General features: G+C 71.9%; 15 protein-coding genes. 5 read left to right on the top strand and 10 right to left on the bottom strand.

Annotation, left to right across the window (positions count from 1 at the left end; genetic code table 11):
* The first annotated feature begins 1 nt into the window (after nucleotide 1).
* Together AB0G02_RS06025 and AB0G02_RS06020 are read left to right on the top strand one after the other, a co-directional pair.
* Entirely contained in the window at nucleotides 2-889 is an 888-nt protein-coding gene (locus AB0G02_RS06025) for a hypothetical protein (RefSeq protein ID WP_360790004.1), read from the top strand.
* A 10-nt stretch (nucleotides 890-899) separates the two neighbouring features.
* Nucleotides 900-2,627 (top strand): methyltransferase domain-containing protein, encoded by a 1,728-nt coding sequence (locus tag AB0G02_RS06020; RefSeq protein WP_360790001.1) that lies wholly within the window; start codon nucleotides 900-902, stop codon nucleotides 2,625-2,627.
* Here AB0G02_RS06020 and AB0G02_RS06015 read toward each other — a convergent pair.
* Entirely contained in the window at nucleotides 2,624-3,928 is a 1,305-nt protein-coding gene (locus AB0G02_RS06015) for a hypothetical protein (RefSeq protein WP_360789999.1), read from the bottom strand. The two genes, AB0G02_RS06020 and AB0G02_RS06015, sit on opposite strands and share 4 nt — an antisense overlap.
* Nucleotides 3,929-4,301: 373 nt before the next feature.
* Between AB0G02_RS06015 and AB0G02_RS06010 the strand changes: the two genes are divergently transcribed.
* Nucleotides 4,302-4,676: a hypothetical protein gene (locus tag AB0G02_RS06010; protein ID WP_360789996.1), complete on the top strand. Its 375-nt coding sequence runs from the start codon at nucleotides 4,302-4,304 to the stop codon at nucleotides 4,674-4,676.
* 131 nt (nucleotides 4,677-4,807) lie between these two features.
* Here AB0G02_RS06010 and AB0G02_RS06005 read toward each other — a convergent pair whose 3' ends face one another.
* The 6 genes from AB0G02_RS06005 to AB0G02_RS05980 all read right to left on the bottom strand — a co-directional run bounded on the left by AB0G02_RS06005 (nucleotide 4,808) and on the right by AB0G02_RS05980 (nucleotide 8,096).
* Entirely contained in the window at nucleotides 4,808-5,467 is a 660-nt protein-coding gene (locus AB0G02_RS06005) for a response regulator transcription factor (RefSeq protein WP_360789993.1), read from the bottom strand.
* Nucleotides 5,364-6,266, bottom strand: a complete 903-nt coding sequence (locus AB0G02_RS06000; RefSeq protein WP_360789990.1) for a sensor histidine kinase — start codon at nucleotides 6,264-6,266, stop codon at nucleotides 5,364-5,366. The genes AB0G02_RS06005 and AB0G02_RS06000 overlap by 104 nt, the downstream gene beginning before the upstream one ends.
* A gap of 88 nt (nucleotides 6,267-6,354) precedes the next feature.
* Entirely contained in the window at nucleotides 6,355-6,756 is a 402-nt protein-coding gene (locus AB0G02_RS05995; protein ID WP_360789987.1) for a type II toxin-antitoxin system VapC family toxin, read from the bottom strand.
* Nucleotides 6,753-7,040, bottom strand: coding sequence for a type II toxin-antitoxin system prevent-host-death family antitoxin (locus AB0G02_RS05990; RefSeq protein WP_360789984.1), 288 nt, complete (start codon nucleotides 7,038-7,040; stop codon nucleotides 6,753-6,755). The genes AB0G02_RS05995 and AB0G02_RS05990 overlap by 4 nt, the downstream gene beginning before the upstream one ends.
* Nucleotides 7,041-7,084: 44 nt before the next feature.
* On the bottom strand, nucleotides 7,085-7,261 hold the full coding sequence (locus tag AB0G02_RS05985; protein ID WP_360789981.1) for a DUF397 domain-containing protein: 177 nt from the start codon (nucleotides 7,259-7,261) through the stop codon (nucleotides 7,085-7,087).
* A 16-nt stretch (nucleotides 7,262-7,277) separates the two neighbouring features.
* On the bottom strand, nucleotides 7,278-8,096 hold the full coding sequence (locus tag AB0G02_RS05980) for a helix-turn-helix transcriptional regulator (RefSeq protein WP_360789978.1): 819 nt from the start codon (nucleotides 8,094-8,096) through the stop codon (nucleotides 7,278-7,280).
* Between the two features lie 238 nt (nucleotides 8,097-8,334).
* Here AB0G02_RS05980 and AB0G02_RS05975 point away from each other — a divergent pair, with 238 nt between their 5' ends.
* Nucleotides 8,335-8,619 carry a hypothetical protein gene (locus AB0G02_RS05975; protein ID WP_360789976.1) on the top strand — a complete coding sequence of 95 codons (285 nt, stop codon included), beginning with the start codon at nucleotides 8,335-8,337 and terminating at the stop codon, nucleotides 8,617-8,619.
* A 110-nt stretch (nucleotides 8,620-8,729) separates the two neighbouring features.
* On the opposite strand, the gene AB0G02_RS05970 is transcribed toward AB0G02_RS05975, so the two are convergent.
* Both AB0G02_RS05970 and AB0G02_RS05965 read right to left on the bottom strand, forming a co-directional pair.
* Entirely contained in the window at nucleotides 8,730-10,523 is a 1,794-nt protein-coding gene (locus AB0G02_RS05970; protein ID WP_360789973.1) for a gamma-glutamyltransferase, read from the bottom strand.
* A gap of 85 nt (nucleotides 10,524-10,608) precedes the next feature.
* Nucleotides 10,609-11,907, bottom strand: coding sequence for a UDP-glucose/GDP-mannose dehydrogenase family protein (locus AB0G02_RS05965; protein ID WP_360789970.1), 1,299 nt, complete (start codon nucleotides 11,905-11,907; stop codon nucleotides 10,609-10,611).
* A 282-nt stretch (nucleotides 11,908-12,189) separates the two neighbouring features.
* Between AB0G02_RS05965 and AB0G02_RS05960 the strand changes: the two genes are divergently transcribed.
* Entirely contained in the window at nucleotides 12,190-12,942 is a 753-nt protein-coding gene (locus tag AB0G02_RS05960; RefSeq protein WP_360789967.1) for an SDR family NAD(P)-dependent oxidoreductase, read from the top strand.
* Between the two features lie 143 nt (nucleotides 12,943-13,085).
* On the opposite strand, the gene AB0G02_RS05955 is transcribed toward AB0G02_RS05960, so the two are convergent.
* On the bottom strand, nucleotides 13,086-14,268 hold a 1,183-nt coding region (locus tag AB0G02_RS05955; protein WP_360789965.1), incomplete at its 5' end, for a TM0106 family RecB-like putative nuclease.

The raw sequence follows: 14,268 nt of genomic DNA, 5'->3' as shown, positions 1-14,268 counted from the left end.
GGTGCCCTCGACGCTCCGCGTCGCGATCGTGCTGTACGGCAACCCGCTCGGGGAGATCTGGCGCTGCGTGCGCGCGGTGAACCGCGCCGCGGAGCTGGCGATCGACCGGGCGGGGCTGCGGTCGGTGGCGATCGCGGTCGGGGACTGCTCGGACGCGCCGCTGGTCAGCGACGCCGAGGGGGAGCACCTGCGGTCGAGCGTCGCCGGGGGCGTGTCGTTGACCTACCGGTGGTTCGGCGCGAACCTCGGCCACAGCGCGGGCAGCAACGCGCTGGCCGAGGGCGCGACCGAGGATGCCGTGCTGTTCCTCAACCCGGACAGCTACGTGGCGCCGACGCTGCTGGTGCACCTGCTGGGCTCGCTGCGCGACCCCCGGGTCGCGGCGGCGGACGCCCGGCAGGTCCCGTGCGAGCACCCGAAGCACTTCGACCCGCGCACCGGCGAGCAGAGCTGGGCCAGCGGGGCGTGCCTGCTGGTCCGCACGCCGGCGTTCCACGCGGTCGGCGGTTTCGACGCCGAGTGGTTCCCCTCCTACGTCAACGACGTGGACCTGAGCTGGCGACTCCGGGCGCGCGGCGACCGCGTGGTGCACCAGCCGCGGGCCGTGCTGTTCCACGACAAGCGCCTGGACGCCGAGGCGCACGTGCGGACCACCGCGATCGAGCCCTACGAGGGCATCCTGGGCAGGCTGATGCTGGCCACCAAGTACGGCAGGCCGGACATCGTCACCGAGACGGTCGACGTGCTGCGGGTGCACGGCAGCGACGAGCAACGGCGTGCGCTGGACGAGTTCGAACGCAGGCGCGCGGCCGACCGCCTGCCCGTCCCGGTGCGCGCCGACGGGGTGGCGGAGTTCATCGACGGCGAGTACGGCCGACGCCGATTCTGAGGAACGCCACGTGAGCAACTACGAGTTCCACTTCAACGAGGCCGGCCCCTACGGCGCGGCCGTCCGGCTGCTGGCCGACACCGACCCCAACGGCCGCGTGGTGCTCGACATCGGCTGCGGCGCGGCGTCGGTGGCCGAACCCCTGCGCTCGCGCGGCGCCACCTACGTGGGCGTCGACATCGACGAGGAGTCGGTGCGCAAGCTCGTCGGCCGCGGCTTCGAGGGCCACCGCGTCGACCTGGTGCAGCCCGGCCTGGACGAGGTGCTCGGCAAGATCCTCGACGGGCGCGAGCTGGCCGCCATCCTGTGCCTGGACGTGCTGGAGCACGTGCCGGACCCGCGGGAGGTGCTGGCGCAGCTCGCCGCCCTGACCACCCCGCACCCCGCGGCGGAGCTGGTCGTGAGCATCCCCAACGTGGCGCACGTCGACCTGGCCCGCCAGTTGCTGTCCGGCCGGTGGGACACCACCGACTCGGGCCTGCTCGACCGCACCCACCTGCGGTTCTTCACCGAGCGCACGCTGACCGACATGATGGTCTCGACCGGCTGGTACGAGGCCGCGCGCGAGGACTTCCGCCTGGAGCGGTCGGACCAGAACCGGCCGGGGCACCCGCTGTTCGAGCCGAAGACGACGCTCGGCATGTTCGTGCGCCAGGTCCGCGACTCGGTGGACGAGCACGGCGAGGTCAACCAGTTCATCCGCCGGTACCACCGCGGCGCGTCCCGCCGCCCGGCCGAGGTCGTGGCCGGGTCGCCGTTCCTCAGCGTGGTGCTGCGCACCCAGGGCAGGCGGCCCGAGTCGCTGCTGGACGTGCTGTGCTGCCTGGGCGCGCAGACCGACCTCGACTTCGAGGTGCTGCTGGTCGTGCACGACTCGACCAAGGCGCGCGAGGTGCGCGAGCTGGTCGACCTGTTCGAGGGCAACCTGGCGCACCGGGTGCAGGTGCTGCCGTGCGACGGCGGCACGCGCAGCCGTCCGGCCAACGTCGGCCTGCGGGCGGCGCGCGGCGAGTACGTCGTCTTCCTCGACGACGACGACTTCGTCACGGCGAACTGGGTGGAGAACATCAGGGAGGGCGCCCGGACCGCGCCCGGCAGGGTGATCCGGTGGTGGGCCGCCGAGCAGCACCGCACCTGGCACGACGAGGGTTCGGTGGCCGACCACAGCGCGACCGGGCCGCTCACCGCGCAGTACGCGACGGTGTTCGACCTGCCGCGGCACCTGCGGCAGAACGAGACGCCGTTCCACTGCTTCTCGTTCCCGCGGGCGCTGGTGGAGCTGGGCTTCGAGTTCGACGAAGCGCTGACGGTGTGCGAGGACTGGGAGTTCCTGGTGCGCGCCGCGTCGTTCTGCGACGTGCACGACACCCGGCAGATGACCAGCATCTACAACAAGTGGTCCGACCGGGCGTCGGCGCACGCGGTCACGTCCGACGAGTGGCTGGTGATGCGGTCGGTGGTGCACGTGGCGCTGGACGAGCGCCCGCTGCTGCTGCCGCCCGGCAGCGTCCGCGGCCTCGACCGCCTGCTGGAGCAGACCGAGCTGGCGCAGCACCGGATCAACGCCCTGGAGGCCGAGGTCGCCTCGGTGCGGCACCTGCTCGCGCACACCGAGCAGGTGTCGTCCAACGCCCACCACGCGCTGGACGAGCTGCGCCGCTCGACGTCGTGGAAGGTCAGCGCACCGGTCCGGGTGGCGGGCGCGGTGGCGCGGCGGTTGCTCGGCAGGCGTCGCTAGCGGCGGGGGTGCTCGGCCAGCTCGGACTTGATCACGTCGAGCGTCGGCCGCGACAGCATCGGGTTGATGCCGGACACGAGGCTGCGCTCGGCGGCCTCGACCACCACCACGTCGCTGTCCACCAGCACGTCCGCCACGTCGCCGGGCTTGGTGCCCGCCGTGTCGCTGTGCACGACGGTCAGGTCCGCGAACCCGCCGCTGAGGTATTGGGTGGCGAACAGCGTGTACGAGTCCGCGACCATCCCGACCTTGGCCCCGACCACGCCCTTGCCGGTGGCGCCGGTGAGCCGCAGCGGCTCCCGGAACGCCTTGTCGACGGTCCGGCTCTGCACGGTCCTGCCGTCGGGCGCGAGGTCGTAGGTCTGCAACGGGAACTGTCCGGTCTTGCCGAGCAGGGGCGGCAGGTCGGCGTCGCGCTGCACGACTGCGGCCGGGGTGGCCTTCCACGACGCGGTGACGCCCTTCTGCACCTCCTCCGCGAGCGCGCGGGTCATCGCCAGGCCGCCCTCGTGCGTCCAGTGGGTGTCGAGGGCGGAGTAGACCGGTGCGCCCCGCCGGTCCGCGGCGACCCGGAGGGCCGGTCGGATGTCGAGGACCTTCCCCTCGTCGACGGCCCGGCGCCAGAACGACTCGTGGGCGTCCTTCGAGCACTGCGCGCCGACGAACTCCGACGGCAGGTGCTCGGGCACCATCGTCGTCTTGTCCGGGGCGACCACCAGCACGAACGTCCGACCGGACGACTCGACGGCCTCGCGGAGCTCCTTCATCGCGCCGACGACGTCGTCCATCGGCCGCTCGGGCAGGCACGCGCCGAGCACGTCGTAGCCGAGGTAGAGCCAGCCGTTCGCGCCCTCGATGACCTTGGGGAAGCCGGCCGCGCGCAGCTTCTCCCGGTCCTCGTCGCCGGGGCTGGGCACCGGGACCTGCACGGGCTGGGTGTCGTGCCGCTGACCGAACGGCGGCGGTTCGCCGAACACGCCCCGGCTGATCCCGTCCGACGCCCGCACGGCGACGTCCCGCAGCGGCAGGTTGTCGTCGGCCCACGCGGACAGCCCGGTGAAGAACCCCCAGCCGTCGGTGATCGACGGGAACCGGGCCGGTTCGCGGTTCTCGAACGCGGGCGGCCGGACACCGAGGACGAACAGCACGAGCGGGGTCATGAAGAAGGCGGTGGCCAGCAGACCGGCCGTCCGCTGCCGACCGCTGTGCCTGGGTCGGTAGAGGGCGTGCTCCTTGGGGAGCATCGACTCCGACACGGGCGGCAGCCCCGCGGGGCGCCCGGTCCTCGGATCGAAGCTCACGGCGGACAGCGTAGTTGGCGAGCAGTACGCCCGTTCGTGGTTCACCGGAAGGTGGGGATCGCGGATGGGTTCCCGGTGCAACCCGCCACCCGTGGCAGACGTCTCTTCGGGTGACAGGACGAACGCGCACCCGATGCAGCGGAGGAACGGTATGTGGCCCACTGTGATGCTGGTCACTCTGGGAGCCTTGTCGTTTTTAGTGCGAACCGTTCACGTCCTGCGATCCACATCGAAATCGGAAGGTGTGCGACCCCGTATTGAGACCGCCCCACCGGTCTAGTCCCTATGGCGGCTTGTCCGCTTGCCGTACGATCATTTTCGGGTCGAACGACCTGTGCCTGCTAGGGGACCTCAGAACAGAGGTAGGTGCGTCATGGATCTCGCACTGAGCAAGGTAATCGAGCTGCGCGAGAGCGGGTTCCAGTTCCTCCACCTCCGGGACGAGGACGGGCAGCTCGACCGCATCATGGCGTTCAAGCAGCGCAGAGGGTTCATCGACTCCATCCTGTTCTGGTCGGAGACCGAGGCCCGCGCCGGCAGGCTGCCCGCCGTGCGGGACAGCCAGCGCGCCGCCCAGGCCGTGTGGATTTACGAGGGACCGCTGGTGGAGGCCGTGGACCGACTGCTCGACCTGCCGGAGCCGGGCACGCGCAACGCGCCGACGCTGATGAAGAAGACGGCGTCGGACCTCGCGGTCGTGACCACGCTGCCGTTCAAGCTGAACCTGCCGCCCGGCGCTATCGCCTGACATCTTCCGTTAACGTCACCCGCCGCACACAAAATGCGGCGGGTTTCGTCGTTTTGGTTACGTTCAGTTATTTCCACACCGTGGATCAACGCAAACTTTCGCCGCCTCCGCGCAACGCCAACAATGAATATTCACCCTCGGCGCGGTGACACCAGACCTGATTCGTAGGCCAGCACCACCAGTTGTGCGCGGTCCCGCGCGCCCAGTTTGGTCATCACCCGGCTGACGTGGGTGCGCGATGTCGCGGGGCTGATCACGAGGTGCTCCGCGATCTCCTCGTTGGACATCCCGGCGGCGACGAGCGCCAGGATCTCCCGCTCCCGGGCGGTCAGCTCGCGCAGCGCCTTCGGGTCGGGCCGGCGGTGCTCCGGCCGGTTCGCGAACTCCTCGATCAACGTCCGGGTGACGCTCGGCGCGAGGAGCGCCTCACCCTCCGAGACCACCCTGAGGGCGTGCAGCAGCTCGACCGGGTCGGTGTCCTTGAGCAGGAAGCCGGACGCGCCCGCGCGCAACGCCTCGAACACGTACTCGTCGACGTTGAAGGTGGTCAGGACCAGCACCTTCACCTCCGGCAGCTCCGCGCACACCTGCCGGGTCGCGACCAGGCCGTCCGTGCCGGGCATGCGGATGTCCATCACCACGACGTCCGGCCGGTGCTCGCGGGCCTGCCGCACGGCCTCCGCGCCGTCACCGGCCTCGCCGACGACCTCGAACCCGTCCTCCGTGTCGAGCAGCAAGCGGAACCCGGCGCGCACCAACGCCTGGTCGTCGGCCAGCACCACCCTGATCACCACGAACCTCCCACGGTAGAACCGCCCTGACGGTGAAGCCCCGCTCCGATGGTCCCGCGTCCAGCGTGCCGCCGAGCGCTTCCACCCGTTCCCGCATGCCCCGGATGCCGGACCCGGCCCCCTGCGCGGCCTGCTCGCCGCCGCGGGTGCCGTCGTCGGCCACCGTGAGGACCAGGGCGCGGTCGGTGTGCTCGAAGGAGACGACGATCTCCGACGCGTCCGGCGCGTACCGCATCGCGTTGGTCAACGCCTCCTGCACCACCCGGTACGCGGCGGCGTCGACCGGCGCGGGCAGGACGCCCGGCGTGCCGACGACCCTGGCGACGGGCACCGGCCGCAGCAGCTCGTCGAGCCGGTCGAGGCTGGGCGCGGGCGTGGTGCCCTCCCCGGTCCGCAGCACGCCGAGGGTGGCCCGCAGGTCGTCCAACGCGTGACCGCTGGCCTCCTTGATCGCCCGGAGCGCCTTGACCGCCTCCTCGGGGCGGCGATCAGCGACGTGCGCGGCGACGCCGGCCTGCACGTTGATCATGGCGAGGCTGTGCGCGACGACGTCGTGGACCTCGCGCGCGATCCGCAACCGCTCCTCTTCCGCCTGGCGGCTCCGCTGCTCGACGACCCGGGTGCGGCGCAGGGAGAGGACGGCGATGGCGGGTGCGGCGATCAACGGCCCCCAGTGCCCGGTGACGTAGTACAGCCAGGTGGACCCGCCGGTGACCGCGATGACGGCCACGGGGAAGCGCTTGCGCCAGATCAGCGGCGCGAACGTCGCCGCGAACCAGACCCACGCCAACCACGCCATGGGGACGACGGTACGGGAGCCACCCGCAGGTCAGCGTCCGTCCGGAAGCGGTCCCGACCCCTACGTCACCCGTCGTACGCCGGGCGTCTCACGAGCCTGGCGCCGCCACGGCCATCCCCACGCCCGCGGCGACTTCGAGCAGGCGCTTGTCGTAGGTGACGAACGCGTCGAGCTCTCCGGCCAACACCTGGGCGGTAGCGAGGTGGATGGCGTCCAGCGAGCTCAGCAGGGGGGCGTCGTAAGCGGCGGCGGTCCGGCGGACCACGTTCGTCATCTCGATCAAGTACAGGTCGGACAGCACGAGCGGCACGCCGACCAGGGCCCGCGGAGCCGACCGCCGCAGAGCACGTGACAACTCGACCTCCGCCAGCACCGAGGAGACGCGCTGCGCCCCCACCCGGTCGTCCGCGTTGAGCCAACCGAGCAGCTCGACCGAGCCTGGCTCCCGGCGCACCAGCTTGACCAGCGCGGACGAGTCCAGGTAGATCACCAGCGCTCCTCCTCGCGAGCGGCGACGAGCTCGGCCGCCACGTCGACGTCCGCGTCTCCCCAGTCGGGTGGCATGGCGACCGGTCCGGTCCGGGTCGGTGCAACGGCCTGCCCGGCTGCCACGAGCCGGTCGAGCAGGCCGGTGCCCGGCTGGACGGGCACGAGGTAGGCGACCGGCTTGCCGTGCTCGGTGACCGTGATCCGCTCACCGTCCCGGACGCGCTTGAGGACGGCGCTCGTGCGCTGGTTCAACTCACGAACCCCGACCGTCGACCGCTCACTCATGGCCCGACGGTAGAACAGTTTGTTCTACACCGCCACGCCGACCCTCAACCCCCGAAGCGTCCCCGCTTGGCCGCGTCCAGGAAGCCGGCCCAGTCGGGCAACGTCACGGTGGGACCGCCGGGGTTCTTCGAGTCCCGCACGCGCGCCGAACGACCCGCCAAGGCGACCTCGACGCAGTTCCCGTTACCCCCGCCGTTGCTGCGAGTGCTCTTGCGCCACATGGCGACACCCCGTTCCCTAGCGCTCAGCCGACAACCTCCCGAGCCACTCGGCGGACTCCGCCGGGGACATCGCCAACTTCGAGAGGTGGGTGAAGTTGAGCCTAGCGACCTTCACCTTCGACGGGTCCTCCACGTGCAGCGATCCGGCCGCGTGCTCCACGTACAGGACCGACCGGTCCGCCTTCGCCGGGAAGTCGAGCACCGTGAACGCGCCGAACTGGCCTTCGTTGAACCCCGCCCGGTGCGGCAGCACCTGCACCGTCACGTTGGGCAGCCGCCGCCGCTCTTCGAGGTGCACCAACTGCGCGCGTGACGCCTGGGCCAACGCGCTCTCCAGCATGATCGCGCGCAGTTCGAGCGGTTCCCCACCCAGCAGTCGCTCCTGCCTGAGCAGTCGCACCTCGACCTGGTTGGCGATCCACCGCTTCGACCGCTGCACCCGCGCGCCGGCCAGCACGGCCCGTATGTAGTCGGGGGTCTGGAGCAGGCCGGGCACGTAGGTGACCTGGTAGTCGCAGACCTTCGAGGCGTCGTGCTCCAGGCTGATGTAACCCTGATCCTCGACGTCGTACTTGGTCCACCAACCCTTTTCCAGCGCTCGCGAGTACATCTCCATGTACGGCTCCCACTGGGAGAACGGGACGCCGTAGGTGTCGAGCATGGCGCGCATGCCGTGGTAGTCGGGCTTCTGGCCCTTCTCGATGCGGCTGATCTTGCGGTGGTCGTAGTTCAGGCGGTCGGCCGCCTCCTGCTGCGAGAGACCGGCTCGTCGGCGGAGTTCGCGCAGCACCTCGCCGAGCCTGCGCATGTGATGGGTCGGCTCGTTCCTGTTCACCTCATGCCACCTCCTGTGATCATCCGATCGCGCAACGCTACGGCGGCGGAAGCAGCGGATGAGAATCCCAACCCGGGGTTCCGGCGCGGGTCTGCGCGGTCGGGCTCCGGTGGGAGCTCGTCGAACCACGACGGGCTGGCGGGGTGGAGACGGGATTCCGCCGGACCGGGTGAAGTAGTCCACCCGGGCGGATTAGGGAGCTTGATCCGAACGTCCCGGTTGCGACACTTTCCCGCCCATGAACCTCAGGAAGACCATCACGGGCGCCGCGGTCACCCTCGGCGGCGCGGCCGTCATGCTCGGGCTGGGCGGCACCGCGCAGGCCGTCGACGCCGGCGCGCACACCAGGCCCGACGCCGAGGGCGAGCTGGGCAAGGTCGCGAACATCGGTGACCTGGTCCGCGTCGACACCTCGGACCCGGCCGGGCCCGTCGTCACCGCCCCCGTCGTCCTGACCGGCCGCAACACCGGAACGCCGCTGGACCTGGAGCTGCGCTTCGACGGCCGCTACCTGCGCGACTGACGCACGGTCACCGCGACGGACGGGCGTCCTCCCAGAGCCGGAACGGTCCCGACCCCCTCCCCCTCGGGCCGGGGCCGTTCCAACCTCCTCGACGGACGGGCCGGCAGCGGTCAGCGGCCGACGGCGTAGCCCTGCGACCCGCGCGGGTTGGCGGCGGCGCGCAGCAGGCCGTCCCGCGAGTCCCGCGCCACGGCCGACATCCGGCCCAGGGTCCACGGACCGGCGTCCACGACGGAGTGCCCGCGGTCGCGCAGCTCGGCCAGCGCCGCCTCGCCCACCCGCGACTCGACCACGAGCTCACCGGGCGTCCACGAGCGCGGGTAGAACGAGCTCGGGAACGCGTTGGTGTGCCACATCGGTGAGTCGATGGCCTCCTGGAGGTTCATCCCGCCGACGGTGTGCGCGAGCCAGAACCCGAGCTGCCACTGGTCCTGCTGGTCGCCGCCGGGGGTGCCGAAGGCCATGGCGGGCAGGCCGTCGTGCAGGGCCAGGCTCGGGGACAGGGTGATGCGGGGGCGCTTGCCGGGTGCCAGGGAGTTCGGCAGGCCCTCGTCGAGCCAGAACATCTGCGCCCGGCTGCCGAGGCAGAAGCCCAGCGACGGGATGGTCGGTGACGACTGGAGCCAGCCGCCGGACGGCGTGGCGGACACGACGTTCCCCCACCGGTCGACCACGTCCACGTGGACCGTGTCGCCCTTGACCGTGCCGACGCCGGACACCGTGGGCTCACCGAGTGCGCCGCTGTTCTCCCGGCTCGCCGCGCTCGGGCCGCGCGTGATGTGCCCGGCCAGGCGTGCCGCCACCGCACCGGGTGAACCGGGTCGCAGGTCGAGTGAAGCGTGATCACCGACGAGTCCCCGGCGGTCCCGCGCGTAGTCCCTCGACAGCAGCACGTCGAGCGGCACGTCGCCGGTGTCGCCGTACCAGGCCTCCCGGTCCGCGAACGCCAGCTTGGCGCACTCCACCGCGAGGTGCACGGTCTCCGCCGACGGCACGCCGTCCACGTAGGACAAGCGGTCGGTGAAGCCCTCCAGCAGCAGCAACTGCTGAAGCAGCACCGGCCCCTGGGTCCACGCGCCGGGCTTCACCACGCTCCACGGCCCGAAGTCCACCGACACGGCGTCCTCGTAGGACGCCTCCCAGGTGGCCATGTCCTCGCCGGTCAGCACGCCGGCGTGGTCGGCGCCGGAGTCGTCGCGGTGGGCGATCCGGAAGAACTCGTCCACCTGCGCCGCCACGAACCCCTGCGACCAGGCCCGCCGCGCCGCCTCGATCTGCGCCTCGCGGTCCGACCCGGCGGCCTCGGCGGCGGCCAGCAGCCACTCCCACGTGTCCGCGAGCTTGGGGTTGCGGAACCGCGCCCCGGCCTCGGGCGGCCTGCCGCCGGGCAGCCACAGCGCCGCGGACGACGTCCAGTGGTCGCGGAACAGGTCGGCCACCGTCGAGATGGTGGACGCCACGCGCTCCAGCAGCGGGAAGCCGTCGCGCGCGTAGCCGATGGCGTAGCCGAGCACGTCGCGCAGCGACTTGGTGCCGTAGTCGCGCAGCAGCGTCAGCCAGCCGTCCCACGCGCCGGGCACGGTGGCGGCCAGCATCCCGCTGCCGGGCACGAGGTCGAGGCCGAGCCCGGTGTAGTGGGCGATCGTCGCGCCGGCGGGTGCGACGCCCTGGCCGCACAGCACGCGCGGCGCGGTCTCGCCGGCGGCGGCGAACACCACGGGCACCTCGCCGCCGGGTCCGTTGAGGTGGGGTTCCACCACCTGCAGCACGAAGCCGACGGTGACCGCGGCGTCGAAGGCGTTGCCGCCGTCCTCCAGGACGGCCATGCCCGCGCTGGAGGCGAGCCAGTGCGTGGACGCGACCATTCCGTGCGTGCCGACGAGTTCGGGACGGGTGGTGAACATTTCGACAACGTACGTCCACTCGCCCGATTTTGTTACCCCTGCTAACGAGACTGTGCCCTGAAGATCGGCTGAACCCGAACCGGCCTCACCTCGCCTGGTCGGGGACCCGCAGCTCACGTCCGAGGCCGTGCAGCACGAGGCCCGCCCGCGCCAGCGCGTCGGGATCGAGGTGGTTGCGCGTGTCCAGCACCGTCGAACCGGACATCGCGGACGCCACCAGCGCCCAGTCCAGCGCGCGGAACTCCGGCCACTCGGTCAGCAGCACGACCGCGTCCGCGTCGCGCACCGCCGCGTAGGGCGAGTCGACGACGGTCATCCCCACGAGCGGCCGGTCGACCTCCGGGTCGTAGGCGACCAGCTCCGCCCCCTCGAACGCGAGCAGCTCCGCGACCGCCAGCGCGGGCGAGTCGCGCAGGTCGTTCGTGCCCGCCTTGAACGCGAGCCCGAGCACGCCGATCCGGGCGCCGGCCAGCGTCCCGACGGCCCGGCGCACCTTGTCGACCACCCGCCGCTGCTGCCGCACGTTCGTCTCGATGGTGGCCCTGACCAGCGAGAAGTCCACGTCGACGGCCTCGGCCATGCGCACCATGGCGTGGGTGTCCTTGGGCAGGCACGACCCGCCCCAGCCCGGTCCGGGGTTGAGGAACGACCGGCCGATGCGCTGGTCGTGGCCCATGCCCTCGGTGACGGCGGTGACGTCCGCGCCGAGCAGTTCGCACAGCTCCGCGATGGCGTTGACGTAGGACAGCTTCATCGCCAGGAAGCAGTTGGCCGCGTACTTGACCATCTCGGCGCTGGCCGCGTCCGTCAGCACGGTGGGTGCGCCGAGCGCGGTGAACAGCGCGCCGACGCGTTCGGCGGCTCGCGGCGAGTCCGCGCCGACCACGATGCGGTCGGGGTGCAGGAAGTCGTGGACGGCGCTGCCCTCGCGCAGGAACTCGGGGTTGGAGGCGACGTCGACGTCCTCGCGCCCGAGCAGGGCCGCGACCCCGGTCGACGTGCCGACGGGGACGGTGGACTTGCACACCACGACCGCTCCCGACGGCAGGACGTCGCGGATCTCGCGGGCCACCGACTCGACCGCGCCGAGGTCCGCCGCGCCGCCCGCGCCCATGGGCGTGGGCAGGCACAGGAACACCACCTCGGCGTCGGGGACGGCGTGCCGCGCGCCTTCGACGAACGCCAACCGGCCGGACGACCGGCCCTCCGCGACCAGCTCGACCAAGCCCGGTTCGAGGATGTCGACCTGCCCCGCGCGCAGTCGCGCCACCTTGAGGGCGTCGACGTCGGCGCACACGACCCGGTGCCCGAGGGAGGCCAGGCACGCCCCCGTCGTCAGGCCCACGTAACCCGTTCCCACGACCGCGATCCGTCGGACGACCATGCCGTGACGGTGACACCCGGAGTTGACCGTGGGTCAAACAGCAGGCGTATGCGGAGAGTGAGGTGGGTAGTCCCCTGGGTGTACGGGGAAACACCCCTCGCGGCGGACGCGGTTTCGCCTGGACACGGGCAAGGTCGTGGGTATGGAACTCGTCCTGATCTCCCTGCTCTTCGTGGGGCTGGCGCTGCTGGCGGCCGTGCCGTTGGTCGCATTGCTCCACTTCTCCGAGCGCCGGGGCCTGAACGACCGTTAACCTCCTGTGTCCGGAACACAGGAGGATGCATGGAGATCTCGGGTACCGCGGCGATCGTCACCGGTGGCGCGTCGGGTCTGGGCCTGGCGACCGCGCGGGCGCTGGCGGCTCGTGGTGCGGCCGTGTTCGCACTCGACCTCTCTACCGACAACGCCCCCGAGGTGGAGGGCGTCACCTTCCTGGCGGCGGACGTGACCTCCGAGGAGGACGTCCAGGCCGCCGTCGACACGGCCGCCGGCTCCGGGTCGCCGCTGCGGGTCGTGGTGAACTGCGCGGGCATCGGCCCGTCGACGCGGACGGTCGGCAAGTCCGGCCCGCACCCGCTCGACCTGTACCGGAAGGTCATCGACGTCAACCTGGTGGGCACGTTCAACGTGCTGCGGCTGGCGGCGGCGGCGATGGGCAGGACCGAGCCGCTGGAGCACGGCCAGCGGGGCGTCGTGATCAACACGGCGTCGATCGCGGCGTTCGACGGGCAGATCGGGCAGGTGGCGTACGCGGCGTCGAAGGCCGCCGTGGTCGGGATGACGCTGCCCGCCGCGCGCGACCTGTCGTCGGTGGGCGTGCGGGTGATGACGATCGCACCGGGCATCGTGGACACGCCGATGCTGGCGACCGTGTCGGACGAGTTCCGGGCGGGCCTGGCGGCGGGCGTGCCGTTCCCGAAGCGGCTGGCGCAGCCGGAGGAGTACGCCCGGCTGGCCGTGTCGATCGTGGAGCACGACTACCTGAACGGCGAGGTCATCCGCATGGACGGCGCTCTGCGCATGGCACCCCGGTAGCCACGAACCGGACCACTATGCGAGGTCGCGTCGGTCGTTCGTGACTCATCTTCCGGCGATCACGCCCTTCGATCGTCGGAAGATCAGGCGCGAGCGGCCGACTTCCGGGCGACCTCGCCCGCGACGCCGGAGGCGGCGCAGTGTTACAAGTCGCCGGCGAACGGCAGGTCGTCCATCGCGTCCGACGTCATCCACAGGCGCAGGGTATGGGTGGCACGGACGTCGTCCTCGTTGTACTCCAGCAGCCGGCGGCGCTGGGCGGGGTCCGGCGACCTGCCGTCCATGCCGACGGCGTCGCGGTACCAGCGCATCGAGTTCTCGCCGCCCGCCTCCGGGTCGCGCCAGCGGAACCCGGCGACCGGCGCGATGGTCTTCAGGCCCTTGCCGTGGGCGCACAGGAACTGGTCCTGCACGATCCCGAACAGGTCGACCCACGAGTCGGACGTGATGAACTCCCGCACCTGCGCCACGGTCGGGATGCCGGGCTGACCCTTGAACCGCTCGGCCGACCCGAGCAGCCAGCGGTTCTCCGCGAGCTCGTTGTAGCAGTAGGCCTTGAACGACAGGCCGCGGGCGCGGGCGCGCAGCCGCACGCCGGTGAGCCAGCCCCAGAACTCCGCGAACGACCGGGCCTCGTCGGCGCACGGCAGCGGGTCCCAGGTCGCGAACGCCCGGTAGCCGTGCTCCTCCCCGACGTCCTGCCCGGACAGCCAGCAGCCCCACATGTACGCGCCCAGGTCCCCGAAGCTCTCCATGTCCACGTCGACCTCGACGTCGGCGCGCGGCACCTCCATGCGGGACACGCGGCGCACCACGGTGAGGTCGCGCAGCCAGGCGCGGGCCAGGACGACGGCGTCCGGGTAGAGCATCCCGACCAGCGGGACGACCTGCTCGTCCGGGTCCAGCGCGGCCAGTTCGTCGACCGTCCGGACGCCCACCTTGCGCAACGCCACGGCGTCCTCGCCGCGCACGACGAGGCTGACGTCGCGGGCGGCCTTCAGGTCGGTCTCGCACACCGGCCACCACGGGCAGCTGCGGCACTCGACGATCCGGGACGGGCGGGCCAGCGGGTCCGCGCCGGTCGCGGCGGCGGCGGCCACGGCCAGCCGGTCGGAGAACCTGCTGTCGTACTCGGCCAGCGCGTTGCGGCCGCCCGGCCACGTCGGCGCCTCCAGGTCGTGCCAGACGACGACGTCGGCGTCCATGCCGATCACGCCACCGGTCGACCGGCCGAGCGCGGCGAACCCGGACGCCTGGAGCTGGCGTTGCGCGTGCGCCAGCCGGAGCTGGTCGCGCGGCTGCGGGCGGACCTTGCGCAGCGGGTCG

Source organism: Actinosynnema sp. NPDC023658 (genome assembly GCF_040639995.1).
Taxonomy (GTDB): Bacteria; Actinomycetota; Actinomycetes; order Mycobacteriales; family Pseudonocardiaceae; genus Actinosynnema.
Note: the sequence above shows the minus strand (reverse complement) of the source record. Positions and strands in the feature narration are given on the sequence as shown.